At 66.4% G+C, this 23,306-nt stretch carries 24 protein-coding genes; 15 read left to right on the forward strand and 9 right to left on the reverse strand.

The window, feature by feature from the left end; translation table 11 throughout:
• Positions 1 to 142: 142 nt before the first annotated feature.
• The gene (locus ACFO0G_RS03720; protein WP_286404540.1) at positions 143 to 604 is read left to right on the forward strand and encodes an Lrp/AsnC family transcriptional regulator; all 462 of its coding nucleotides are present in this window, start codon (positions 143 to 145) and stop codon (positions 602 to 604) included.
• A gap of 303 nt (positions 605 to 907) precedes the next feature.
• Here ACFO0G_RS03720 and ACFO0G_RS03725 read toward each other — a convergent pair whose 3' ends face one another.
• A complete protein-coding gene (locus ACFO0G_RS03725; protein ID WP_376976465.1) occupies positions 908 to 2,239 on the reverse strand; it encodes a hypothetical protein in 1,332 nt (443 codons plus the stop codon).
• Between ACFO0G_RS03725 and ACFO0G_RS03730 the strand changes: the two genes are divergently transcribed.
• Together ACFO0G_RS03730 and ACFO0G_RS03735 are read left to right on the forward strand one after the other, a co-directional pair.
• On the forward strand, positions 2,223 to 2,408 hold the full coding sequence (locus tag ACFO0G_RS03730) for a hypothetical protein (RefSeq protein ID WP_376976466.1): 186 nt from the start codon (positions 2,223 to 2,225) through the stop codon (positions 2,406 to 2,408). The two genes, ACFO0G_RS03725 and ACFO0G_RS03730, sit on opposite strands and share 17 nt — an antisense overlap.
• Positions 2,409 to 3,107: 699 nt before the next feature.
• Complete coding sequence (locus tag ACFO0G_RS03735; protein WP_376976467.1) at positions 3,108 to 4,172, forward strand: sodium:calcium antiporter; 1,065 nt, start codon at positions 3,108 to 3,110, stop codon at positions 4,170 to 4,172.
• A gap of 47 nt (positions 4,173 to 4,219) precedes the next feature.
• On the opposite strand, the gene ACFO0G_RS03740 is transcribed toward ACFO0G_RS03735, so the two are convergent.
• Both ACFO0G_RS03740 and ACFO0G_RS03745 read right to left on the reverse strand, forming a co-directional pair.
• Complete coding sequence (locus ACFO0G_RS03740; RefSeq protein ID WP_376976468.1) at positions 4,220 to 4,744, reverse strand: DUF2127 domain-containing protein; 525 nt, start codon at positions 4,742 to 4,744, stop codon at positions 4,220 to 4,222.
• Positions 4,744 to 6,954, reverse strand: a complete 2,211-nt coding sequence (locus ACFO0G_RS03745; RefSeq protein ID WP_376976469.1) for a transglycosylase domain-containing protein — start codon at positions 6,952 to 6,954, stop codon at positions 4,744 to 4,746. The genes ACFO0G_RS03740 and ACFO0G_RS03745 overlap by 1 nt, the downstream gene beginning before the upstream one ends.
• Positions 6,955 to 7,172: 218 nt before the next feature.
• Between ACFO0G_RS03745 and ACFO0G_RS03750 the strand changes: the two genes are divergently transcribed.
• The 3 genes from ACFO0G_RS03750 (at position 7,173) to ACFO0G_RS03760 (ending at position 9,154) form a co-directional block, all read left to right on the forward strand.
• Positions 7,173 to 7,757: a hypothetical protein gene (locus ACFO0G_RS03750; protein ID WP_376976470.1), complete on the forward strand. Its 585-nt coding sequence runs from the start codon at positions 7,173 to 7,175 to the stop codon at positions 7,755 to 7,757.
• Positions 7,758 to 7,833: 76 nt separating this feature from the next.
• A complete protein-coding gene (locus ACFO0G_RS03755; protein ID WP_376976471.1) occupies positions 7,834 to 8,580 on the forward strand; it encodes a YcnI family copper-binding membrane protein in 747 nt (248 codons plus the stop codon).
• The gene (locus tag ACFO0G_RS03760) at positions 8,564 to 9,154 is read left to right on the forward strand and encodes a copper resistance CopC family protein (RefSeq protein WP_376976472.1); all 591 of its coding nucleotides are present in this window, start codon (positions 8,564 to 8,566) and stop codon (positions 9,152 to 9,154) included. The genes ACFO0G_RS03755 and ACFO0G_RS03760 overlap by 17 nt, the downstream gene beginning before the upstream one ends.
• Before the next feature lie 110 nt (positions 9,155 to 9,264).
• On the opposite strand, the gene ACFO0G_RS03765 is transcribed toward ACFO0G_RS03760, so the two are convergent.
• Positions 9,265 to 9,777, reverse strand: coding sequence for a hemerythrin domain-containing protein (locus ACFO0G_RS03765; protein ID WP_376976473.1), 513 nt, complete (start codon positions 9,775 to 9,777; stop codon positions 9,265 to 9,267).
• 101 nt (positions 9,778 to 9,878) lie between these two features.
• On the reverse strand, positions 9,879 to 10,223 hold the full coding sequence (locus ACFO0G_RS03770; RefSeq protein WP_376976474.1) for a hypothetical protein: 345 nt from the start codon (positions 10,221 to 10,223) through the stop codon (positions 9,879 to 9,881).
• A 173-nt stretch (positions 10,224 to 10,396) separates the two neighbouring features.
• On the opposite strand from ACFO0G_RS03770, the gene ACFO0G_RS03775 reads away from it, so the two are divergent.
• The gene (locus ACFO0G_RS03775) at positions 10,397 to 11,104 is read left to right on the forward strand and encodes a hypothetical protein (RefSeq protein ID WP_376976475.1); all 708 of its coding nucleotides are present in this window, start codon (positions 10,397 to 10,399) and stop codon (positions 11,102 to 11,104) included.
• 5 nt (positions 11,105 to 11,109) lie between these two features.
• On the opposite strand, the gene ACFO0G_RS03780 is transcribed toward ACFO0G_RS03775, so the two are convergent.
• Together ACFO0G_RS03780 and ACFO0G_RS03785 are read right to left on the reverse strand one after the other, a co-directional pair.
• Positions 11,110 to 11,979 carry a class II glutamine amidotransferase gene (locus ACFO0G_RS03780; protein WP_376976476.1) on the reverse strand — a complete coding sequence of 290 codons (870 nt, stop codon included), beginning with the start codon at positions 11,977 to 11,979 and terminating at the stop codon, positions 11,110 to 11,112.
• A 32-nt stretch (positions 11,980 to 12,011) separates the two neighbouring features.
• Positions 12,012 to 13,412, reverse strand: a complete 1,401-nt coding sequence (locus ACFO0G_RS03785; protein WP_376976477.1) for a glutamate decarboxylase — start codon at positions 13,410 to 13,412, stop codon at positions 12,012 to 12,014.
• 378 nt (positions 13,413 to 13,790) lie between these two features.
• Between ACFO0G_RS03785 and ACFO0G_RS03790 the strand changes: the two genes are divergently transcribed.
• Entirely contained in the window at positions 13,791 to 14,798 is a 1,008-nt protein-coding gene (locus ACFO0G_RS03790; RefSeq protein WP_376976478.1) for an acetamidase/formamidase family protein, read from the forward strand.
• A 575-nt stretch (positions 14,799 to 15,373) separates the two neighbouring features.
• Here ACFO0G_RS03790 and ACFO0G_RS03795 read toward each other — a convergent pair.
• The gene (locus ACFO0G_RS03795) at positions 15,374 to 16,306 is read right to left on the reverse strand and encodes a lipid kinase (RefSeq protein WP_376976479.1); all 933 of its coding nucleotides are present in this window, start codon (positions 16,304 to 16,306) and stop codon (positions 15,374 to 15,376) included.
• 396 nt (positions 16,307 to 16,702) lie between these two features.
• Between ACFO0G_RS03795 and ACFO0G_RS03800 the strand changes: the two genes are divergently transcribed.
• Positions 16,703 to 17,464, forward strand: coding sequence for a glycosyltransferase family 2 protein (locus ACFO0G_RS03800; protein WP_376976480.1), 762 nt, complete (start codon positions 16,703 to 16,705; stop codon positions 17,462 to 17,464).
• A 10-nt stretch (positions 17,465 to 17,474) separates the two neighbouring features.
• Here ACFO0G_RS03800 and idi read toward each other — a convergent pair whose 3' ends face one another.
• Complete coding sequence (gene idi, locus ACFO0G_RS03805) at positions 17,475 to 18,023, reverse strand: isopentenyl-diphosphate Delta-isomerase (RefSeq protein ID WP_373462156.1); 549 nt, start codon at positions 18,021 to 18,023, stop codon at positions 17,475 to 17,477.
• Positions 18,024 to 18,046: 23 nt separating this feature from the next.
• Here idi and ACFO0G_RS03810 point away from each other — a divergent pair, with 23 nt between their 5' ends.
• The 6 genes from ACFO0G_RS03810 to ACFO0G_RS03835 are packed head-to-tail and all read left to right on the forward strand — an operon-like array spanning position 18,047 to position 23,189.
• On the forward strand, positions 18,047 to 19,114 hold the full coding sequence (locus ACFO0G_RS03810) for a polyprenyl synthetase family protein (protein ID WP_376976481.1): 1,068 nt from the start codon (positions 18,047 to 18,049) through the stop codon (positions 19,112 to 19,114).
• Positions 19,111 to 20,025 carry a phytoene/squalene synthase family protein gene (locus ACFO0G_RS03815; protein WP_376976482.1) on the forward strand — a complete coding sequence of 305 codons (915 nt, stop codon included), beginning with the start codon at positions 19,111 to 19,113 and terminating at the stop codon, positions 20,023 to 20,025. Before ACFO0G_RS03810 ends, ACFO0G_RS03815 begins: the two co-directional genes overlap by 4 nt.
• Positions 20,022 to 21,656, forward strand: a complete 1,635-nt coding sequence (gene crtI / locus ACFO0G_RS03820; RefSeq protein ID WP_376976483.1) for a phytoene desaturase family protein — start codon at positions 20,022 to 20,024, stop codon at positions 21,654 to 21,656. Before ACFO0G_RS03815 ends, crtI begins: the two co-directional genes overlap by 4 nt.
• Positions 21,653 to 22,000, forward strand: coding sequence for a lycopene cyclase domain-containing protein (locus ACFO0G_RS03825; protein ID WP_376976484.1), 348 nt, complete (start codon positions 21,653 to 21,655; stop codon positions 21,998 to 22,000). Before crtI ends, ACFO0G_RS03825 begins: the two co-directional genes overlap by 4 nt.
• A complete protein-coding gene (locus tag ACFO0G_RS03830; RefSeq protein WP_376976485.1) occupies positions 21,997 to 22,332 on the forward strand; it encodes a lycopene cyclase domain-containing protein in 336 nt (111 codons plus the stop codon). The genes ACFO0G_RS03825 and ACFO0G_RS03830 overlap by 4 nt, the downstream gene beginning before the upstream one ends.
• Positions 22,329 to 23,189, forward strand: coding sequence for a prenyltransferase (locus tag ACFO0G_RS03835; protein ID WP_376976486.1), 861 nt, complete (start codon positions 22,329 to 22,331; stop codon positions 23,187 to 23,189). Before ACFO0G_RS03830 ends, ACFO0G_RS03835 begins: the two co-directional genes overlap by 4 nt.
• The last annotated feature ends 117 nt before the right edge of the window (positions 23,190 to 23,306 follow it).

Consider the following 23,306-nt stretch of genomic DNA (forward strand, 5'->3'; position numbering starts at 1 on the left):
CCACTATTCGCTCCCAGTATGGTCCTGCAGCAGGTTTCGTATCTACAAGGTGCGCAAATCGTGGAGAAGCTGCTTCAAACTGCCTATTATGGGAGACGATTTGTAACTGTGACGTGGATTACCGATGGGGGCCGTGGACAAAATGCCGGGCAAGGACGCCGCTGCCGAGGTTCCGCTGGATGACATTGACCGGCGCATCATTGCCGAACTGACCCGCGACGGGCGGATGTCGGTGACGCAGGTGGCCGAGAACGTCCACATTTCCAGGGCGCACGCGTACTCGCGGATTTCCCGGCTGACGTCCGACGGCGTGCTGACCCGGTTCACGGCGCTTGTGGATCCGATCAAGGCGGGGCTCAAGTCCTCGGCCTACGTGACGCTGAAGCTGAAGCAGGATTCCTGGCGCGAACTCCGCGACCAGCTGGGCGCCATCCCCGAGGTGCACCACATCGCCCTGGTGGGCGGGGACTTCGATGTGATCCTGCTGGTCCGCGCCGTGGACAACATCGACCTTCGGCGGGTTATCTTCGACCAGCTGCAGACCATGCCCGGCGTGCTGGATACGCAGACGTTCCTGGTGTTCGAAGACGTGGATACGCGGTAGCTCTCCGTGGGCGGCTACGGGTCGGAGAACAACTGGCGCACCACCACATGCTTCAGCGAAAAGGCCACCCTGCAGGCCATCCGACGACTGCAGGGTGGCCCGTTTTCAAGACACGGCTGGCGGGTCCGGGGCTTCCCGGCCGATATCCCAAAAATGAGCTGCAGGGCACGTCTCTCCGGCAGCAGCCAACCTACCCGCGCGGCGGACCCTCCCATAAGGGTTGCCCGCACCCATTCGGTCTAGCGGCCTACCCATTCCAGGAGCGAGACCGTCGGCGGGGGCAAAGCCGGCGTGCCCCGGCCTTTACCCCGCGCTGGACGTAGGCGCGGGCTCCAGGGTCTCCCCTCCCCCGTAATCCACAGTGGGTGCCGGCGTTGCGTAGTCAACGGACGACGTCGGTTGGCCGCCTCCCAGATCTGGCCCCGCCGGCGCCGTGGCCACCCCAGTCGCAGCCGGTACAGGTGCAGGTGCAGGTGCAGACGGCCCATCCTGGGCAACGGACGAGGTGGGGCCAGGGGTCGGACCACCGCTGGGGCCAGCCGCAGCAGGGGACGTCGCCACGGAGGTCCCTCCGGAAACAGAAGAGCCTTTGACGATGGCCGTGATCTGCTCCTTGTACCCGTTGAGCGTGGCCTGGATCTCGGACAGCGGAACGTTTTGTAGGTTCCGCCCATACTCCGCGATTTGGGCCCACAACGCCTCAAGCTGCTGCTTGCTGTCGCCGTCCAACGGCCCGTCGAGCGTGAGGACCAGCTGGCTGGCCAGGGCATAGGTGAGGCAGTCCAGGCAGTTGTAGTTGGCAGCCGCCGAAAGGTTCTGCGGCACGATCACGTCGGTCTGACCTACCACCAGGACCACCTGGAAGCCCACGGCCACTGCCGCGCAGCCCGAGCAGTTGGCGAAAGCGTATGCCTCGTTGGTGGTGGTGACCGGCTCCCCGCCGTCTGCCCAGACCAGGGCGAAGGCCACGCTGTACTTTACGGAGCCGTCGGTGGTGTTGACGGCGAGCGCCTGGTTTCCGTCGGCGGCCGGGGCGGCTGGCCTGTCGAACGGAAACACCCAGGAGGGAGCAGCAGCAGAAGTGGTGCTGCCGCCTGGCGAGGCACTGGCCGGCGATGCGTCGGCAGGCACCAGCACCATGCTCAGCTGGGGATTGTCCCGCGTGGGTTTCACAGCATCCGCGGGCCACAGCGCAACAGTCTGCCCGGAAGCACCCTCCCGCAACGCCTCGCGCTCACGGTGGGGAAGGATGGCCCGCGTTGCATCACCCAGCGTCCCTCGTTCGTACGCCTGCACCGGGCGGTACGTCCCGCCGTCGGGCCACCATGCCCAAGCGAGCCCCGCCAGCAGGACTGCGACGGCGGTCATGGCGGCCGTCCGCTGCACCGCCTTGCCACTGGTTTTTTGCCACAGGCCCGTGACAAGCTGCCGCAGCAGCCGCACCACGATGTACAGCACGCCCAGCACCGGGACCGCCACCACAACAATGGCGAGGGCCCGAACGGCCACGCCCAGTAAGTCGCCGGAAGAAAGGCTCGCCGCCAGCGCTTCCTGCTGCTTGCCCACACTGGCCCAGCCGGTGGCCAGCAACCGTGGCAGGGACAGCACCATCATCACCATGCTGAACAGCAGCACCGGTACTACTGGTGGGATCTGTCATTGCGCCGGACGTTCCATCCGTGGTTCCGGCGTCGGCGCTACCCATATCGGTGGCGCCGTCGCCCTGGCCGATCAGGCTGTCCTGGGTGGAGTCGGCGTTGGCATCGGCGGTGATGCCCTGGTCGATGGCGGCGTCCTGGCTTGACAGCGCCTGCGCGTCCGAACCGTAGGAGAGGATGTTGGCCGAGGCGGCGGCATCAATGGGTGCTGCCACATTGGCGTTGGCGGCGACAGCCAGGTCGATAGGTGCTGCGGCGTTGATGCCCAGGTCCAGGTCCGCGTTCAGGTCCAGGACGGACGCCACTTCCTTGTCCGGCAGGACGGTGGCCTGTTCGGACATCAGTTCTTCATCGGTGAGGGGACGCATTTCGTTGTCCATGCTTGAAAAACCTCCGGTGCAGCGCGGGTGCTCTGCCCCCAGCGGACAGCCGCGCCCCACAATAGTAAGCATGGTTAGTAGTTTTGCGAAGTAGTGTGGACTGCGGCCACTGCAAATGTCGACGGCGACGTCACTCTCTGCGGGCGGAGGCACCGCCCCAGTACTGATAGCTGTCGTAGCAATTGCGGGAGCAAAATGCCGCAGTAGGAGATTCCGGCAGGGCCAGCCCGCAGTACCGGCACTTTGGCTTGGATCGCAGGATCTGCTTCACGATTCTCAGCATGGATGAAGGCTAGGCATCCGCTCCGAAGATTTGATCAGTAATTGATACTGCATTTGAGTAGGGCGCATTACCTGCCTCAGCCGCAATTCCCAGAGCATTCCCAGCTGCAAATTCAGTTCCTGTTCCCGTCCATGGGTATCTGTTTCCTTGGGAGGCAGGGCGCCGCCCGGGAAGGGAGAGGCATGGAGTCGCTGCCCCTGGCAGTTCTGTTACTGATTTTCGCCGGTGCCGCAGCGGTGATCTGGGTGGCGGGAATCCAGCTTTCCAAACAGACGGATGTTCTTGATGACCGGCTGCACCTGGGGTCGGCGCTGGGAGGCCTCATCCTGCTTGCCGTTGCCACGAACCTGCCGGAGATCGCCATTACGGTCAGCGCGGCCGCTTCCAACAACATCGGGGTGGCCGTGGGCAACATTCTGGGCGGCATCGCCATCCAGACTGTCGTGCTGGTCATCCTCGACGTATTCGGAACAAGAGGCACTGACCCCCTCAGCTACAAGGCGGCATCCCTGACGCTCGTCATCGAAGCGGTCACCGTCATCGCAGTCCTGGGCGTAGTGATCGCCGGCAGCCAGATGCCGAACTCGCTGGTGGGACTGCGCCTGACGCCGGCCGCTGTGCTGATCGCCGTGATCTGGATCCTCGGATTGATCCTGGTCCAACGGTCCCAGAAAGGCCTTCCCTGGCATCAGCAAGGAGACGCGCCCGGCGGGCAGGACGAGCCCCAGGGCCATTCCAAGAAGAAGGCCAACGACAAGAACCGGCACATCAGCACGGGCAAGTCTGCCCTGATCTTCGCCGTCGCGGCACTGGCCACCCTGGGCGCAGGCGTGGTGCTGGAGCGCAGCGGCGATGCGATCGCCGGGCACATCGGGCTTTCTGGCGTCCTCTTCGGAGCCACCTTCCTGGCCCTGGCCACGTCCCTGCCCGAAATTTCCACCGGACTGGCATCGGTGAAGCAGGGCGACTACAAGCTGGCCTTCAGCGACATCTTTGGCGGCAATGCGTTCCTGCCCGTCCTCTTCCTTGTCGCAGTCCTGATCACCGGCAAACCGGTGCTGCCCCAGGCCCAGGCCACCGACATCTACCTCACCGCCCTGGCGATCCTGCTCACCCTGGCCTACCTGCTGGGCCTCCTCTTCCGCCCGAAAAAGAAACACCTCGGCATGGGAACCGACTCATTGGTCGTCCTGATCCTCTATCTCGTTGGCGTCGCCGGCCTTTTCGCCGTGGCCACCATGTCCTGACTGCGAGACCGTTTTTCCCGGCGTGCCCTGCGGCAAAGCGCACTCTCTCAGCGGGACGACCGCGGCCTTGCCGCTTCGTCCTCAGGCGTCCGGCCCTGGGACCGCCGCATCCGGTACTCGCGCCAGGTAATCCACACGATGAAGATGTCGAACGCGGTGAGGAGCACCATGCCCCAGGAGAACGACACCGAGATCCGGTACAGCTGGTAGGCGATGAAGACCAGCAGGAAGGCGATCATCCAGGGATAGGCCCACAGCTTTTCCTTCAGGACGGCCCACACCAGGACGATTTTCACCACGCCGTGCAGAAGGAGGTAGACAGCGCCAAACAACGACGCCGACCCCGAAAGGTTGGCGGTCATGTGCAGCAGGCTGTTGGCCACGAAGTCCCGGGGATCCTGGGCGAGTTCATGCTGGGTAAGGAACCGGGCCACATCGCCGATCTGCGCTGGAGTGACCAGCAAAAGGAGAACGCCGCCGATCAGTTCCAGGACCCCGTCCAGGCCCTTGAGGAGCAGCGAGATGCGGAAGGTCCTGTCCAGCAGAGCTGTCCCCGACTGCGCCCTTTCCATCAGTTGCTCTTGGTCCGCTGTCCTGCGGGGTCGCTGATGAGGTTCTGCGGCGGCGCGTCGAAGTTTCCGTGGTCGTAAAGGCCCACTACGCCCTGCATGTACTGGGCCCATTGCGGACCAGCGATGAATGCCCCGTCCACGGCCGGATAGAACTTGCCGTTGACGGTGATGTTGCGGCCCAACCGGTCCGAGCCGCCACTGAAGGGATCGCCGAAGAAGGATGCCGTGGCCAGACCTTTCGTGTAGCCCACCACCCAGGTCTGGTTGTTCCATTCATTGGTGCCGGTCTTTGCAGCATCCGGTACCCCGAGTTTCTGCGGAATCAGCAGCCCGGAGCCTTTGGTGAGGACGTCCTGGAGGACGTTGGTGACAGCCTTGGCAACATCGGGTTTCAGCGCTCCGGCCTGGCAGGAGGATGTTTGTCCCCCGATCTTTTTGCCCTGGGCGTCGTCCACTTCCGTGATGGAAATGGGGCTGCAGTAGGTGCCGTTGGCCGCGAAGGTGGCGAACGCGTTTGCCATGGTCAGGGGTGCCACGTTCTGGCTGCCCAGGATGTTTCCCAGGGTTGAGAGGTCGATCTTCTCGTCTTTTCCGCTGCCCAGGTGCAGGCCGATGGCGTCTGCGGCGCGCTGGACGTCGCAGAAATCATTGAGCCCGGCGAGGGAGGCGAACGTGGCCGTGTTGATCGATTGGTAGATGCCTTCCCGGACCGTCATGGGCCGGTACCAGTTGGGCTCATCGTTCTGCAGGTCCGAAGAGTCCCGCACGGTGCTGTCGAACCAGCCCTGCACAGGATGGCAGGTCGTCTTCCAGGGGTAGTAGATGCCGTAGCGCCGCTTGGAGGCGTCAACGATCTGGTTGGTTGACTTACCCTCGCCAAGCCACGCCGCCAGGGTCACCGGCTTCATGGTGGAACCGGGCTGCATGCCGCCCACACCACCCAGGCTGTTTCCGGCCGCGTCGCTGCCGTCCACGTTGAAGTTGTAGTCGGAGACGAATCCGGCGCCTTGGCCGGGCAGTTTTCGTGAATTCTGTGCCATGGACAGGACTTTTCCGGTGCCCGGCTCGATCGTTACCAGCGAAGCGCCCCACTTGTCCGGGTTCGCGCCGGCAGTGGCGTCCACCTGGGCCTGGGCCGGCCCCTGCAGCCGGGGATCCAGGGTGGTCTTGATGGTCAGGCCGCCGGCCATGATCTTCTGGTCGCGGTCGTCCAGGGTGGCGCCATACGCCGGGTCATTCTCGATCTGGTGGATGACGTAGTCGCAGAAGTACTGCGCCTGGGGAGCATAGGCGCAACCCTGCTTCGGTGGGTTGACCTTGAGCTGGATGGGCGTGTTGACGGCGTCGTCGTGTTGCTGCTGGTTGATGTAGCCGTGCTGCAGCATCGCGTCCAGCACCAGGTCGCGCCGGGACTTGGAGGCCTCGGGGTGGACGGTGGGATCGAACAGTGAAGGGCCGTTGACCAGGCCGGCGAGCAGTGCCGCCTGGGGCAGGGTAAGGTCCTTGGCGTCAACGGAGAAGAAGTACTGGCTGGCGGCCTGGATGCCGTACGCGTTGCTGTTGAAACCCACCACGTTCAGGTATCCGGCCAGGATCTGGTCCTTGGAGTACTTCTCCTCAAGGCCGATGGCGAGCTTCATCTCCTGGATCTTCTGGTTCACGCCTTTTTGCCCGTTGAGCACCACCTGGGCGTCCTTGCCCTGGGCGATCAGGTTTTCGTTGAGCATGTTGGTGACGTACTGCTGGGTCAGCGTCGATGCGCCCTGGTGCCCGCCGGCGGCGTCCACCGCCAGTGCCCGGAAGATGCCTTCGGGATCAATGCCGCCGTGCTGGTAGAACCGGTAGTCCTCGATCGCCACGATCGCGTTCTTGATGTTGGGTGACATCTGGTCCAGGGGAATCCGGGTCCGGTTCTCGTTGAAAAGGGTGGCAATCTGGGATCCGTCCGCGGCAAGGACACGCGTCATCTGTGCCGGGGGCGCGGAGAACACGTCGTTGGGGAGGTTGGTGGTCAGCGCCTGGGATCCGCCCGCCACCACCGTCTCCGTCACGGCTGCTGCCGGCATCATCAGGCCGGCAACAAGGGCACCGCAAACGGCGCTGACGGCAAGGAAGCCCACGAACCAGCCCAGCGTGATCCCGGCGACGCGCAAGGGGTTCCGGCGCTCGGACGGATTGGACGTGGATTGGGAAGGAACTCCCTTGGGCATGCGTGTCTCCGGTTCTCGCATCGAATTGCTGCAGTGGTGGCAACCGGCTTTCACCCTACTCTTCAAGTCTGGGGCACTCCTGAATGGCGCACGGGGAGCACAGTTTGCGTCACTGCCGGCGGGACTGCCCGGCAAAGGGGCCCGCCAATTACCGTGCACGCCGGGGCCGAACCTAAAGTAGATACCGGCAATAGCGAGGTGGAAGGGTGGCGAATGGCATGAGTGCCCCGTTGCGCTTCCCCCGCGCCATGGCTGTTACGGCGGCGATGATCACCTTGGCTGCCGGCGCCCACGTCATGGCCGGCGGTTCGCTGCCCCAGCCCGTAATCTTCCTGGGGCTTGTGGCGCTGGTGCTGGCTCCAGTCATGATCCTGGCCAGGTTCAAAGTGGCCGCGCCCGCCATGGCCGGGCTCCTGGTGGCCAGCCAGTTGATTCTTCACGAGGCCTTCAACGCCCTGTCCGTGCCCGCAAGCTTCCAGCAGGTTGCAGTCGGCCACCTGCACGGCTCCGGGCCGGTGCTGCCCGCAACCGCACTCACGCCGGACTACGCAGTCCCCGGCACACTGATGCTGGTCCTTCACGCCGCGGCAACCCTGGCCACCGCTTTGGTGCTTTCGCGCGGCGAAGAGGCTGTCTGGGCCCTCGCCGCGTGGCTGCGTCCCATCATCCGGATCCTCACGCCGGTGGTCATCCCTGACTGGCCGCTCCAGCCGGCGCCGCCCGCCGTCGTCGTCCTTTCCCGCTGGCGGAACCTCAGGCTGCCGGCCAGGCGTGGGCCGCCGCTGGTCCCCACCGCTCCCTGAGCGGCACGTGACATCCTGACCCGGGCCATTGCCGCGCCGGGTCCTGCCAGCACGCCCATTTTCTGGAAAGCATCCAATGAAAACAACACTTCGCCGTACCCTGAAATCCCTTACCGCCGCCACCGCAGCCGCGGGAATCATCGCCGCGGGCGCCACGGCCGCGTCCGCCCACGTCAGCGTGGACCCGGACGACACCGCCGCCAACGGCTACTCGCACCTGACGTTCAACGTGCCCAACGAATCCCCCACCGCGAAGACCAGCAAGCTCGAGGTCAAGCTGCCCGCGGACACGCCGTTCACCTCTGTGTCGGTCAAACCGGTGGAGGGCTGGAGCGCGCAGGTCATCACCAGCGACCTGCCCAAGCCGGTAACCGTGGCCGGCGCTACCGTGACCAAGGCGCCGAGCTCCGTGGTGTGGACCGCAGATGAGGCGCACCAGTTGGCCCAGAACCAGTACCAGTCGTTCTCCCTGTCCGTGGGAAGGCTCCCGGCGGAGGGGACCACCGTCACGTTGAAGGCTGCGCAGTCCTACACGGACGGCTCCGTAGTGAATTGGGACCAGGAAAAGACCGAGGGACAGCCCGAGCCCAAGCATCCGGCCCCGTCCTTCACCACCACCGCCGAGGACGGCGCGACGGCGGCTGCCGCACTGGGAGCGCCGGCTGCGGAACCAGCGGCGCAGGTCTCCCCCGCGTCCAGCGACGCGGCTTCCGTCTGGGGAATCGTCCTGGGCTCGGCCGGACTGGTCCTTGGCGCCACCGCCCTGGCGCTTGTCCTTGCCGGGCGGCGCGCGAAAGGAGCGGTCCATGGAAGCGCAAAATAAGAACCGGCAGAGCTGGCCCGCGCGGCTCCTGCTCACCCTCGCCACGGCAGCGTTCCTGGTGCTTCCCGCGGCTGCGGCCCAGGCCCACGACGCCCTCGAATCCAGCGATCCGGCCGACGGCGCCACGGTCCAGAGCGTTCCGGCCAAGATCGGCCTGACCTTCGACCGCACCCCGATTGCCATCAATTCGATCGTACGGGTGGAAGATTCCACAGGCACGGATCAGGCGGACGGTGCGGTGGAGATCGTGGACAACCACGTCAGCCAGGCGGTCAAGGTAGGAGCGCCAGCCGGCAAGTACACCGTGGTGTGGCGGGTGGTCTCCTCGGACGGGCACCCCATCGAGGGAACCTTCAGCTTCACCGCGAACAGTGCGAACGCCGGGGGCAGTCCGGGCAGTGCCGGCGCCAGCAGTGCGGCGCCAACGACGGCGGCTCCCGCCCAGGCAGCCACGCAGTCCGGCCAGGTGCCGTGGGCACTGGTGGGCGGCATTGCCGCGATCTTGGTCCTCGCGCTGGTGGTGACGGGTATCTTCGTCAGGCGCCGGCTCCAAGGTTCCGACCCCGAACAGTAAGCCGCACCTCGGCTGGTTCGACGCCCGGACGGACAAAGCCGGTCACCCTGGCAGCTGTTCAGCTGCAGGGTGACCGGCTTTAACCGCAGTGCGACTGGATGCGGCCGCCCCTATTCGTGCTCGTGGACGTACTCATCGGGGTCGATGTCGTGGGATTCGATGCCGCCGGCGTGGGCCGACTCGAAGATGCTGAAGGACAGTCCAAGCCGGTGGCGCAGTTCCAGCGAGGCGTGCTGCCGGAAGTCGGTCAGGCCTTCGCGTTCCTCCTCCGCCATGTGGTCGCCGTTGGCTTCATTGAGCTTCGCCATCGCGTCCCACCACTGCTGTGACCCTGTCGGATGGGCGGAAACATCGCTGATGGCGTCCCGGATCTCGTTGTGATCATGGATCGCGTCCTCGGTTTCATCCCCGGCGGAATCCTTTCCGCCTGCCCCCGTCCCCAATTCCATCAGGGCCGGGTAGAAGAGTTCCTCTTCCGCCTTCGCGTGTACTTCCAGCAGGATGCGGAGCTGTTTCCACACGGGTTCCAGGTCGGAGGGTTCGCACTGATGCATCTCGTCGAGCAGGGCGAAGCGCCGCCGCTGCTCGTGGTGGTCATTCAAAATCACTTCAACGATGTCCATGACGGACCTTTCGGCAGGATGGGCGTGCCCGGGTGAGCCACCAGCCCATCCTTGCAGATGCTCCCACGCTGCTGCAGGTGGCCCGCCCCATCAACGCCGGCTTAAGCAGCAGACCGCCGGATGATGACAATACGGGCCGCCACTCCGGCGATGACAAGGCCCACCCCCACCGCCATCAGGATCCAAACCGGGACGGAATCGGCATCGATGCTCCGGTAGCAGGCGGCCGCAGCCCCGCCACCGCCCCGCTGCTGGTCCATCAGTTCAGCTGCCCGGCTGTTGGGAACCAACGGGCTGCCGCAGAGTGGACCCGCCGGTTGCAGTCCGATGACGAAACCAAGAATGTACACGTCCAGTCCGGCGGCAGCGATCCACATCCACACGCGCCGCTGCCAAAGCCCCTGTTTGCCGCCCATAAGGGGCTTCGTCAGAAAAACATGCGCCATGGTCCGAGCATAATCCGCACCCCGGACAGAGGTAAGGAAGCGGACAAAGACCAAGGCGTTTTTCAGCATTTCCCCAGTCTTCGCTCCTACAGTGAAGCCGTGCCGGTCACTGGGTCCGGCGTGCACGCGCAAGTTTGGAAGGACACAACGTGGTGAAGCCATCAATTCCGTCAATGAAAACCCGCATCGGAGTTGGAGCGGCAGCAGTTCTGGCCGCCGGCGCCATGACCGTTGCCGGCGTCGGTGCCGCTTCCGCATCCCCCACATCAACCCCCGCGGCAACAGCCTCCCCCGCTGCAACCGCCAAGGCCCACACGCCAAAGGGCTCCGGCGGCCTGGAAGCGTTCCTTAGCCTCAAGGCGGACAGCCCGCAGGCAGCCGGGGACCGCGCGGCAAAGGCAGCCGCTGCCCTGGTGAACCACCAGCAGATTTTCGGAAAGCTTCCCTCCGCCCTCCAGGCGGACGTCACCACCCTTAAGGACGCCCCTGCGGCCGATCGGGTAAAGGACGCCTACAAGATCAAGACCACTGCCCTGTCCGGCGGGTACGGCGCCGAGATCCAGAAGCGTGCCGACGCGGCGGAGAAGGCCGCCACCAGCCTGGCCGGCCTGCGCCAGGAGCTGCGCACCGCGTTCAGCTCGGGCAACCCCGGCGCCGGACTCCAGCAGGTGGCGGACCAGCTCATCGGCCACCCCAAGCTGTTCGCCAAGCTCCCCGCGAACCTGCAGACGGACCTGACGGCACTCAAGAACGCTGCCCCTGCTGACCTGGACGCCCAGGCGAACAAGATCAAGGACACCGCGGTCAACGGCGGCTACGGCGCCAAGGTCCAGAAGATGGCCGAGGCGCTGGCAAAGAAGGCTGCAACCCCCCACACCTAAACCCCTCAGGACATTTGCGACGCCGCCGCGGACGGTTCCAGGTCGGCGAGCGTGAGCGGGTGGGCAGGTTGGTCCGGGAAGGGAAAGGCGCAGGTCACCGCCAGGTCCGGGCCAACGTGCACCAGCTCCCCCGGCGACAGGGGACGCCAGCCGGGGTTGTGGTTCATCGGTTCGGTGGCAAAGAGAACCGAACGCACAGCCGACAGTTCCGTGCTTCGCGAATGGATCCGGTGGCTTCGCGCGTCCAGGGGTGCTGCCGGAGCCGGCTCGGCTTCCGGGTCCCTTTCCAGGATGTACAGCGGGTGGGTTGCCGGGTAGCGGAGCGCCCAGAGGTCGGTCGACGTCGTCATGATGATGTTCAGGGCCAGGACGGGCAGCTCCGCGGCGACCCACCCCACCGCCCGCACGATGCCTTCCGCCACGTTTCCGCCAGCTTTGCGGCTCTCGGCCGTAATGAGGGCGAAGAGGCGTTCACTGTCGGTCTGGCCCTGCACCAGCTCCGCCACGCCAAGCTCTGCAAGGCGCGCATCCAGCCGGTCCAGGCCGTGGAACGCGCCGTTGTGGGCAAACAGCCGGCCGTCCTGTTCGAACGGGTGCGTGTTCACCATGGTGTGCGCCCCGGTGCTGGCATAGCGGACGTGGGCCAGGAAGGTGGTGCTCAGCAACTGCCGCGCTTCGCGGGCAAAGGCGTGGTCCTCCCATGCGGCGAGCGGCCGCTTGCTGACCCGCGCGCCGCCGTCGAGATCAAAACTCCCGATCCCCGCGCCGTCGGGCTCCCTCCTGCTCTGCTCGGACAGGCTGTCCGGGGCGTCCAGCAGCCAGAAGGTGGCGCGGACGGGCCGGGACCCGGCATGCAGCCCGAACAGTCGGCACACGTGGCACTCCTTTTAAAACGCGTTAAAACGCGCTAGTGGTGGAACGCTTCCTTCTGCTGCCCGTCGGGCATGGGCGCCGTCAGGGAATCCAGGTAAGCCACTTCCTTCTTGAAGTCGGTCAGGAAGCTTGCCGCCAGGTCGCGGGTGAACCCGTTGCGGACCACGATCCGCTGCACCGTGATGTCGGCGAGCCCTTCCGGCAGCGGGTAGGCCGGAACCAGCCAACCGTTCATGCGCAGGCGTTCGGAGAGGTGGTGCAGGTTCCAGTTCTTCGTGTGGCCGTCCGCGAGCTGCCAGGCGAAGACCGGGATGTCGGACCCGTCGCTCCACAAGGTGAAGGCGTCCATGGCCCCGATCTCGTGCGAGAGATACAGCGCCACATCCCGCGAGCTTGCCTGCACGGACTTGTACCCGGCGAAGCCCAGCCGGAGGAACAGGTAGTACTGCAGCAGAACCTGCGCGCCGGGCCGGGAGAAGTTCAGGGCGAAGGTAGGCATGTCCCCACCCAGGTAGCTGACGTGGAACACCAGGTCTTCGGGCAGGGACTGCTCATCCCGCCACACCACCCAGCCCAGGCCCGGGTACACCAGCCCGTACTTGTGCCCGGACGTGTTGATGGAGGCCACCCTGGGAAGCCGGAAATCCCACACCAGCTCCGGAGTCAGGAACGGCGCCACCATGGCCCCGGACGCACCGTCAACGTGGATGGGGATGTCCAGGCCGGTGCCGGCCTGGATGCGGTCCAGTGCGGCGGCGATCAGCTCCACGGGTTCATAGGCGCCGGTGTAGGTGACGCCCATGATGGCCACCACGCCGATGGTGTTCTCATCCACGTACCGTTCCAGGCCATGGCCGTCCAGCGTGGGGTGTTCAGCGGAGACGGGCACGTAGCGGGCTTCCACGTCCCAGTAGTTGCAGAACTTCTCCCAGCACACCTGCACCGCGGAACTGAGGACAAGGTTGGGCGCGTCCGTGGGCTTCTTCTCGGCGCGACGGCGGTGCTGCCACCGGCGTTTGAGCGCCAGTCCGCCCAGCATGCATGCTTCGGAGGACCCAACAGTGGAGGTGCCGATGGCCGCGGCAGGATCCGGCGCATTCCACAGATCCGCGAGCATCCGCCAGCACCGGGTTTCGATCAGCGCCGTCTGCGGGTATTCGTCCTTGTCGATCATGTTCTTGTCGAACGTTTCCGCGTACAGCTGGGAGGCTTCCTTTTCCATCCACGTCCCCACGAACGTGGCCAGGTTCAGGCGGGAGTTGCCATCCAGCATCACCTCGTCGTGGACCACCTGGTAGGCGGTGGCGGGGAGGGACTCCCCGTCCGGGATGGTGAAGCGCGGAAAGATGGTGGCTTCCCCGGGCCGGCTGAACAGCGGGTTCAGCTCCACGCTCGTTTCAGGCTGGTGCCGTACGCTCCGGTGTGACCTCGTCATGTCCAGTTCCTTCGGCCGCCGTCGTTGCAGCCGGCAGGAGCCGCTGCACTTCCGCTGTTCCCAGCACTCCGTATTATTCATGTCCCCGGCGCAAACGGCACCAGATTTCTTGGGCATGTGCCGAGCGGAAGTACGACGACGGCACGCACCAGCGCGCCGGCCCGCACCTTGGCTTTCGACGCACACATGCGATTTCGACGCGCAGATTCCTTTTCGCGGCCCGAATCTGGGGTGCGAAAAGGAAGGTGCGCCGCGAAAAGGGGGAAGCGAGTCGTGGCTGCTTGCGGTCGTCCTGTACAAGACCGGGCGGATGGGTAAGAAGGAAGTACCAATTACGACGGCGGCAGGGGAACCTGAAGCAGCGGAGGTTCAGTAAAGATGGTTGTCCACAAACTTGCGCCCCAGCCGGGCGAATACTCCTACGTGTTCGGCGGCCGGGAACCGATGATCGGCATCAAGCCCGGCGACATCGTGGAGGTCAGTACCGAGGACTGCTTCGGCGGCCGGGTCACCTCCCCCGACCAGCTGCCCAGCGAGGCGGTGCCCTTCAACGAGATGAACCCGGTATCGGGGCCCATCCAGGTGGAAGGCGCGGAACCCGGCGACATGCTGGCCGTCCACTTTGTGTCCATCGTGCCGGCCAGGAAATACGCGGTGTCCTGCGTGCTGCCGCAGTTCGGCGCCCTGACGGGAACGCGCGAGACGGCCATGCTCAATGAGTCACTGGAGGAACGCGTCTGGTTCTACGACATCGACCTGGAGACCTGGACCGCGTCGTTCAAGGCGCGGAACTCGGACTTCCGGCTGCAGCTGCCGCTGGACCCCATGCACGGCACAGTTGGTGTGGCCCCTGCCGGCGGCGAAGTGCGGCTTGTCATGACGCCGTCCACGCACGGCGGGAACATGGACACCCCGGAAGCCCGGGCCGGGACCACGCTGTATCTTCCGGTTAACGTGGCCGGGGCCATGCTCTCCCTCGGCGACGGCCACGCACGCCAAGGCGAAGGTGAAGTCTGCGGCACCGGCCTGGAATCCGCCATGAACTCGGTGATCGCCGTGGACCTGATCAAGGAGGGTGCCGCAGCCTGGCCCCGCCTGGAGAACGACGACTACATCATGAGCACCGGTTCCACCCGCCCCCTCGAGGATGCCTACCGGATCAGTCAGAAGGACCTCGTCGCCTGGACCTCGGACCTGACCGGCATGGACATGCTGGACTCGTACCAGCTGGTCAGCCAGATGGGCCTCTCCCCCGCGGCCAACGTCTGCGATCCGAACTACACGATGGTCGCCAAGCTGCCCAAGTGGACGCTGCAGGGCGCCCAGGCCTACGGCGGTGCCCACAGCCGCCTGCGGAAGGCAGCCGAGGACTACTCCTCGCGGTAGGAATCCGCACGGAACAACGGAAGCGCGGCAGGTCTCTTGCCAGAGACCCGCCGCGCTTCTGTTTCGGACCTGCGCGCCGTACATGCCGCCCGCGAATTTTGCGCCGACCTTGATGCAATCTTGACCGAACACCCGCACGTCCTTGAGGTCCTCCCGCCAAAGTGATGCGTGAAGGACGGGAAAGCAACCTTGATGCACCTGGGTACTGGGGCCCAGTCAACCCGCGCCTGCATCGGATAAAAACCGATGGTCTCAGAGCCTGGCGGCGCTAAGAAGCGGCGCCGCCAGGCAACCAATCCCCATTCCACACAAGCCAGGGGCCGACGGCGGAGGCAACGGGTCAGCGTCGATCCGAAAAAAGCCGCCGGCCCCCACATCCCTCGAAGAAGTACGACGGCGGCACGCATCGGAGTGCGCCCCGCACCTCGATTTTCGACGCGCAAATGGGAATGCGAGGCGCAGATTCCTTTTCGCGGCCCGGAATTGGGGCGCGAAGAGGAATCTGCGCCTCGAAAACGGGGAATCATGTCGCGGACGGACTTGCGCCTCGAGAATGGCGTGCCGCCGGAGGTCCCCTACCCGTCGAGTCGCGCCGCGGTGCTGTACTGCGGCACCACGACGTGCACGGCGTTGCGGTCGACGGTGAAGTCCGCGGGCGTGATCGTGGCGATCTCGCCGTCGAGGTTCACCGGCATTGATGGCTCCGTGACCAGCCGGACGCGCTGCGTGGTCAGGTGGTACACGCCGTCGCGCTCAACGAAGCTGCCGTCCTTGAGCAGGCGGGCGATCCGCACATGCTCCCGTAGCGGCGCCCCCGGAATGGCATAGATGTCGAGGGTGTGGTCGTCGATCCCTGCGGTGGGTGAAACCGCGTTGCCGCCCCCGTAATGCCGGCCGTTGCCCACCGCCACCTGCAGCATGTTCTCCAGTTCCAGCGGTTCATGGTCCCCCTCCGGGAACTCGAGCCGGGCGCGGAAAGGCTTGTGCCGGGCGTACGCCCGCACAGCGGCAACGCCGTAGGCCAGCGGCCCCAGCCGCCGCTTCAGCCGCGGGCTCAGGCTTTCGGTCAGCCCCACCGAGAGACCCACTGAGGCCACGTTGAGGAAGGGCTCGCCGTTGGCCCGGCCAAGATCGATGTCCACCACCTTCCCGTCCGCGAGCGCAGCACACGCCGCGTCCAGATTGGCGGGAATCTCCAGGGTGCGGGCAAGGTCGTTGGCCGTCCCCAGCGGAAGGACGCCGAGGACGGTGCCGGTCTTAGCGAAAAAGCCGGCGGCGAAGGACACGGTGCCGTCACCGCCGCCCACAACCACCAGGTCATGTCCGTCGGCGGCAACCCTGTCGAGTGTGGAAGCCAGGTCGGCGCCGGACCGGACAAGGTGCACGGCGGCAATTGGCAGGCCTGCCTTCTGCAGGTTGTCGACCACCGGTTCGGGTCCCGCCGCGGCCAGGCGGGCACCAGCGTTGATCACCAGGGCAACGGAGTCCGCGTCTCGGGCAGCCTTCATGGGGACCATCCTAGGTGCAGCGATAGAGGGAGATTTCGACGCGTACGTGAGATCGCGGGGCGCAGAATCCTTTTCGCGGCCCAAATTGGGAGTGCGAAAAGGAATCTGCGCGTCGAAAATAGGGATGCGTGTCACGGACGGATGTGCGCCTCGAAAATGGGGATGCGCGTCGAAAAGGGGGATGCGCGAGTGGCGGGATGAGGTCATTTCCGGCGGCGAACCACCAGCACGATGTACAGGGCAACGCCCACTGCCACCAACGTCCCGACGTTGGCCCCAAGGTTCGAACCATTCAGCATGCCGGAACTCCTCTGCGGCCTCGCCTGGCTCCTGACCACATCAGCTTACGTCCGGCCGGAACAACGCGGTAAGCGGCAAACCGGCTAGCATCGGGGGATGCCGTCCCTCTCCGTGGTCATCCCGTGCAAAGATGACGGCCCTTTCCTGGAACGCTGCCTCCAGGCCCTGCAGTCCCAAACCTTGGCGCCACTGGAGATCATCGTGGTGGACAACGACTCCAGCGACGACACGGGAGAAATCGCGGCAAAGTACGGCGCCCGGGTCCTCCACGAACACGTGCCGGGGATCGCCGCGGCCGCTTCCGCCGGCTACGACGCCGCGCACGGGGACGTCATCGCCCGCTGCGACGCGGACAGCATTCCCCCGCCGGACTGGCTGGAACGCATCTGCCGGCGCTTCGAGCAGGAACCGGACCTGGCCCTTCTCACCGGGCCCGGCGTCTTCTACGGCACCGGCAGAATCCGCAGCCGCCTCGCCGGCATCATGTACATCCAGGCCTACTTCGTCCTGATGGCCGCGGCGATGGGGCACTGGCCGCCCTTCGGCTCCAACTGCGCCTTCCGCCGCCAGGGCTGGGAGCAGGCACGCAGCAGAGTGAACCGGCTGGACACGGGAGTGCACGACGACGTCGACCTCGGCTTTGCCCTCGACCCCACCCGCCGCACGGCCTACGATCCCTCACTGAAGGTGGGCATTTCGGCCCGGGCTTTGGCAGGCGGTGCCGCCGCACGTGTGCGCTTCAAGCGCGCCTTCCACACCCTGAGCATCCACTGGCGGCAGCTCCCGCCGTGGGAACGCTGGAAGGTGACGCTGAAGGCCCGCGGCGAGCGCCGCCGTCGTCCGTCACACATGCGGTGACCAAAAGAACTTAGGCGCCGAACCGCTCCGGGTACAGCAGCGGCAGCTGAAGGGTTACCCACGGACTGAAGGCCCAGGGGGTCGCGGCCACGGCGGCGGTGATCAGCGCGGGATCGGTCCACTGCCACTCCATGACCTCGTCGGCCCGGGGAGAAAGCGGTGACGCAGCGCGTGCCGTGAACACCGGGCAGATCTCGTTTTCCACCACGCCGGAGGCATCCACCGCCCGGTACCGGAAGTCCGGAACCCGCAGTTCGATGTCCGTAAGCGTCAGCCCAAGTTCGTACTCCCCGCGGCGCCGCACGGCGTCCTCGAGTTCCTCCCCAGGCGCGGGGTGGCCGCAGAAGGAATTGGTCCAGACGCCGGGCCAGGTCAGCTTGGACAGGGCGCGGCGGGTGAGGAGAATGCGGCCGTCGGAATCGTACACGTGAGCCGAGAAGGCCAGGTGCAGGGGTGTGGAGGAAGAGTGGACGGTGGCCTTGTCCTCGACGCCGACCGGTGTTCCGTCGTCGGCGGCCAGGACCACCTGCTCTGCATTCGCCTTCAATTGCCCTCCCATGGGTGCCCGTGTTTACTTTACATATGGATATGGGGACCACGCTGGCACACACAGATGACGGCCAACTGGTCAATGAAGTTCTGGACGGGTTCTTCACCCGGGCCAAGGTGAGGGCCGGTGCCATGCACCCGCAGTACCTCGGCCTGTGGGAACACCTCGAGGCCTGCACGGTGGGCGGCAAGCGGTTCCGTCCCCGGCTGGTGATGACCACCTACTCCCTGCTGGGCGGCACCAACACGACGGCGGCAGCCACCGTGGCCGCGTCCTACGAGCTGCTGCACACAGCCCTGATCATCCACGACGACGTGGTGGATCAGGATTTCACCCGCCGCGGGGTTCCCAACCTCGCCGGTGCCTACCGCAGCCTCGCAACGGACCAGGGCAGCAGCCCGGAGAAGGCGGAGCACACCGGCGCGTCCGCGGCTGTGATCGCCGGGGACCTGGCCCTGGCCAACGCCTACCGGTTCCTGGCGGAAGTGGACGCGGACCCGGCCACGCGGCAGCGCTTGGGCGACCTGCTGGATGAGGCCGTCGTGGCCTCCGCGGCCGGGGAACTCCTGGACGTGCTGGCGCCGCTGGACCCCATGCCGCAGACTGTGGACCAGGTCCTGGAGATGTCCAAGCTGAAAACCGCCGTGTACTCCTTCGACACTCCGCTGCGCGCAGGAGCGGTCCTGGCCGGCGCGGACCAGGAGCTGGTGGAGGCCCTGGGCGAGTTCGGCCGCATCATCGGCACCGCGTACCAGGTGGCGGATGACCTGGTGGGCGCGTTCGGTGACGAATCCCGGACCGGCAAGACAGGCTGGGGCGACCTGCGCGAGGGCAAGCGCACCGCCCTGATCTCCTACGCGGCAGAGCAGCCCCAGTGGAACCGGATCAAAGAGCTGCTCGCCCAAGACCTCACGGCCGCCGATGCCGCGGAGATCCGTGAACTCCTGGTGGCGTCCGGGGCGCGGGACAAGACCCTGAAGCTGGCCGCGGACCTCACGGAGCGGGCCCTGGATGTCCTGGTCCAGCCGTTCGTGCCACAGGCGCTGCGGGACGGCCTCTCCCCCCTGTCCCGCCTGGTCACCGATCGGATGGGCGTATGAAGCGGGACCGCGACGCGCTGGCGGATTACACGGCAGCCGCGCTCAAGTCCTCCGGCGTGGTGCTCCGCTCCTATTCGAGTTCCTTCGGCCTGGCCTCAAAGTTGTTTGACGACGCAGTCCGCCGCCAGGTGGATTCCGTGTACGCGCTGGTGCGGGTTGCGGATGAAATTGTCGACGGCGTCACCTCCGCGGCGGGCCTGTCACCTGAGGAGAGCCGGCGGCAGCTGGACGCGTTCGAGCAGGAAACCGAACAGGCCATGGCCACCGGGTACAGCACCAACCTGGTGATCCACGCGTTCGCGGACACCGCCCGCCGCACCGGCATCGGCACCGACCTCACCCGCCCGTTCTTCGCCTCGATGCGCGCGGACCTGGACCAGTCGGAGCACACGCCCGAGTCCTTCGAAGAGTATGTCTACGGGTCCGCGGAAGTGGTGGGCCTGATGTGCCTGAAGTGCTTCCTGCACCGGCACCCGGTCAGCGGGGAGGAGCGGGCCCGGCTGGAGCGCGGCGCCCGGCACCTGGGCGCGGCCTTCCAGAAGATCAACTTCCTGCGCGACCTGGCCGAGGACTTCACGTCCCTGGGCCGCAGCTATTTCCCCGGCGTGAGCCCCGCCAACTTCGATGAGGCCCAGAAGATCCGGCTCCTGGCGGACATCGACCACGACCTGCAGGTATCCCGCGCCGTCCTGCGCAGCCTGCCCACGTCCTGCCGCCTGGCCGTGGCCCTGGCCCAGGAGCTCTTCGCCGAGCTCGCCGAGCGGATCCGTGTCACCCCGGCACCCGACCTCATCCGGGCGCGGATCAGCGTGCCCACCCCCGTGAAGCTGAAGATCGCCGCCGCCGTGCTCACGGGCAGGCGGGGCCTGGAACCTGCCGGCCGACGTCCGGCCAGGGTGGCGGCGCAGTGAGCGGCACCGGGAGGAAACCGGTGGCGTCCGGGCAGTCGGTGGTGGTGATCGGCGGCGGCATCAGCGGATTGGCGACGGCGGCCCTGCTCGCCACCGAGGGGCACCGCGTCACCATCCTGGAGAAGCAGGAGGTCCTGGGCGGCAGGGCGTACACGTTCAGCGAGGACGGTTTCAGGTTCGACGCCGGGCCCTCCTGGTACCTGATGCCCGAGGTCATCGACCACTACTTCCAGCTTCTGGGCACCTCCGCTGCCGAACAGCTGGACCTGGTGAAGCTGGACCCCGGCTACCGGCTCATCTCCGAAGGCGCCGCCGAACCGGTGGACGTTCCTGCGGGCCGGCAACGGGTGGTGGAGCTGTTTGACCGGCTGGAACCCGGCGCCGGCGCACGGCTGGAGAGGTACCTGGACTCGGCCGCCGAGACCTACACCATGGCCAAGCGCCGCTTCCTGTATCCCACGTTCCAGTCGTTCGCCCCGCTGCTGGTGCCGGACATCCTCACCCGGCTCCCCCGGCTGGCCCGCCTGCTGCTGGAGCCGCTGCACAGCTACGCCCGCCGGTACGTCAGCAACCCCAGCCTGCAGCAGATCCTGGAGTACCCCGCGGTGTTCCTGGGCGCCTCGCCGTTCACCGCGCCCAGCATGTACCACCTGATGAGCCACCTGGACCTGGAGGTAGGCGTGCACTACCCCATGGGCGGTTTCGCCAGGCTGGTGGAGGCACTCGAAAAGCAGGCCCGCGACGCCGGCGTGGAGATCCGGACCAACGCCGAGGTCCTGGGAATCGAGACGGCGCCCATCGTCTCCCGGCGCCGCCCGGCGGCCGTGCGCGGGGTGCGCTTCCGCAATGGCGACGGAACGCAGGAAACCCTGCCGGCCGACGTCGTGGTTTCCGCCGCCGACCTGCACCACTCCGAAACCGCGCTTCTCCCCCGGAAACTGCAGACCTACCCCGAACGGTATTGGCAGCGGCGCACCGCCGGGCCCAGCGCCCTGCTGCTGTACCTGGGCGTCCGCGGCGGGCTGCCCCAGCTGCAGCACCACACCCTCCTCTTCACCAAGGACTGGGAAGAGAACTTCAAGGCGATCTTCGGCAAGGACACGTTCATCCCGTCGCCGGCGTCGATGTATGTATGCAAGCCCAGCGCCACCGATCCGGAAGTGGCGCCCGACGGGCACGAGAACGTATTCGTGCTGGTGCCCATTCCGCCGGACCCGGGGCTAGGCGGCAGCGGCGACGAACGGCTGGAACGCGCGGCCCGCGCCGTGATCGGGCAGCTCAGTGAGTGGGCCGGCATCCCGGACCTGGCCGAGCGGATCGTGGTGCGGCGGATGTACGGTCCTGCGGACTTTGAGCGGGACTACCACTCGTGGAAGGGCACGTCGCTGGGGCCGGCGCACACGCTGAAGCAGAGCGCGTTCTTCCGGGCCGGCAACGTCAGCCGCAAGGTGGAGGGGCTGTACTACGCGGGGGCCTCCACCATTCCCGGGATCGGCATCCCCATGTGCCTGATCAGCGCCGAGCTGGTGGTCAAGCGGCTGCGCGGCGACACCAGCACCGGTCCCCTGCCGGCACCGCTGCGCCCGGCAGGCGTTGCGGAAGGAACAGTTTCAAAGGGTACGACGGCGTGACGGCGGTTGCGTACCTGGCGTTCCTTTTGGTGTCGCTGGGCTGCATGGTGCTGCTGGACCAGCGGCTCCGGCTGTTCTTCTGGCAGGACGCCCGGCGCGCGGCCGTGGTGCTGGCGGCGGGGCTGGTGTTCTTCCTGGCGTGGGACCTTTCCGGGATCGGGCTGGGCATCTTCTTCCGCGGACACAACGAGACGATCGGGATCGAGCTGGCCCCGGAGCTGCCGCTGGAGGAGCCCATCTTCCTGGTGTTCCTGTGCTACCTGGTGATGAACCTGTTCCAGCTGTTCCGGCGGTTCCTCGCGACCCGGCTGCCGCACACCGAGAAAGTGGAGGAACGGTCATGAGCTACTGGGCACTCAACGCGGTGTTCCTTCTCGCCGCCCTGGCCGTGGGCACCGCCGCGGCTGTCCGGCTCAAGTACCGCTCGCGGAAGGTGGCGCTGGCGGCGGCCGGTGGCGCGGCCGTCGTCGTACTGGTCCTGACGGCGGTGTTCGACAACCTGATGATCGCCTTCGGACTGTTTACCTACGCGCCCGGCATGATTTCCGGGGCGAAGGTGGGGCTGGCCCCGCTGGAGGATTTCGCTTATCCGGTGGCCGCGGTCCTCCTGCTGCCGGGGCTGTGGATCCTGCTGGACCGCCGGTCCGTCACACCTAAGGCGGGGAGGCGGCCATGAAGACCCTGCGCATGCTCCTGCTGTCCTCGCGTCCGCTGTCCTGGGTGAACACGGCCTACCCGTTTGCCGCGGCGTACCTGCTGACGGCACGGGAGATCGATGTGGCCTGGGTGGTGGGCACGCTGTATTTCCTGGTGCCGTACAACCTGGCGATGTACGGCATCAATGACGTTTTCGACTACGAATCGGACCTCCGGAACCCGCGCAAGGGCGGCGTGGAGGGCGCCGTGCTGGACCGCACCATGCACGCGGTCACGCTCCGGGCGGCAATCGGCACCAATGTTCCGTTCCTGGCGGCGCTGGTCCTGCTGGGCAGTCCGCTGTCCTGGCTGGTGCTGGCGGTCAGCATCTTCGCGGTGGTGGCATACAGCGCGCCCGGGCTGCGGTTCAAGGAGCGGCCGTTCCTGGACTCGGCCACGTCCAGCACGCACTTCGTGAGCCCGGCGGTGTACGGGCTGGTCCTGGCACAGGCGCAGTTTACGCCCGCGCTGTGGGCGCTGCTGGGGGCGTTCTTCCTGTGGGGCGTGGCCAGCCACGCGTTCGGCGCGGTGCAGGATGTGGTGGCGGACCGGGCCGGCGGCATCGGGTCGGTTGCAACGGTGATCGGCGCCAAGGTCACCGTACGCTTTGCGATCGCTGCGTACCTGTTGGCCGGCGCGCTGCTGCTGCTCACGCCGTGGCCCGGACCGCTGGCCGCCCTGCTGGCACTCCCCTACGCGGTGAGCATCCTCCCCTTCGCCTCCGTCACGGACGCGGACTCGGAGCGGGCCCACCGCGGCTGGGAGCGTTTCCTGTGGCTGAACTACGTCACCGGGTTCTTTGTGACCATGCTGCTGATCTGGTACGCAGCGGTGTAAGTCCCCCTGTCCGTGGTGCCGGCGTCGACTTCCCTGCACGGCACTCTGACCTCTTGAATCAGTGGACGGGAAGAGAGCGCGGTCTATCCCGTGCGGATCGGCAAGCGCCATGGTTCA

The organism is Arthrobacter sedimenti, assembly GCF_042652025.1.
GTDB lineage: Bacteria > Actinomycetota > Actinomycetes > Actinomycetales > Micrococcaceae > Arthrobacter > Arthrobacter sedimenti.